Raw genomic sequence first — 470 nt, forward strand, 5'->3', positions numbered from 1 at the left:
GCACGCAGCGGCGTCTCGTCGATATCGGCCGGCAGCACGCGGTCCGGCTCGATCCCGGCCTGCTGCAAGAGCTCGATTCGGCGCGGCGAACCCGAGGCAAGCACCAGCTTCTGCAAAATGCTCATCGCGGACCAGTCGGGCTTTGCTTACTTGAAACGATAGGTGATGCGGCCCTTGGTCAGGTCGTATGGCGTCATCTCGACCAGAACCTTGTCGCCGGTCAGCACGCGGATGCGGTTCTTGCGCATGCGGCCGGCCGTATGGGCGATGATTTCGTGTTCGTTTTCGAGCTTTACCCGGAACATCGCGTTCGGCAACAATTCCGTCACGACACCCGGAAACTCGAGGACTTCTTCCTTCGGCATTCGATACCTTTGCTTGGATGGTAGTTCCAGCACCCTGGCCGGAATTTCGGCGGAACCTATATGATAATCGTCCGCTTGTGAACACGCTTAATCCGTCGCGTTTTT

The 470-nt window shown here is 58.3% G+C and carries 2 protein-coding genes; both read right to left on the reverse strand.

Going from position 1 to position 470, the window contains the following annotated elements; all coding sequences use genetic code 11:
- On the reverse strand, positions 1-125 hold a 125-nt coding region (locus EN969_RS34780; RefSeq protein ID WP_206525387.1), incomplete at its 3' end, for a Maf family protein.
- Between the two features lie 21 nt (positions 126-146).
- Positions 147-365, reverse strand: a complete 219-nt coding sequence (gene infA, locus EN969_RS34785; RefSeq protein ID WP_006200926.1) for a translation initiation factor IF-1 — start codon at positions 363-365, stop codon at positions 147-149.
- Positions 366-470 lie beyond the last annotated feature (105 nt).

The sequence above is a fragment of the Mesorhizobium sp. M7A.F.Ca.CA.003.01.2.1 genome, from assembly GCF_003998945.1.
GTDB lineage: Bacteria > Pseudomonadota > Alphaproteobacteria > Rhizobiales > Rhizobiaceae > Mesorhizobium > Mesorhizobium ciceri.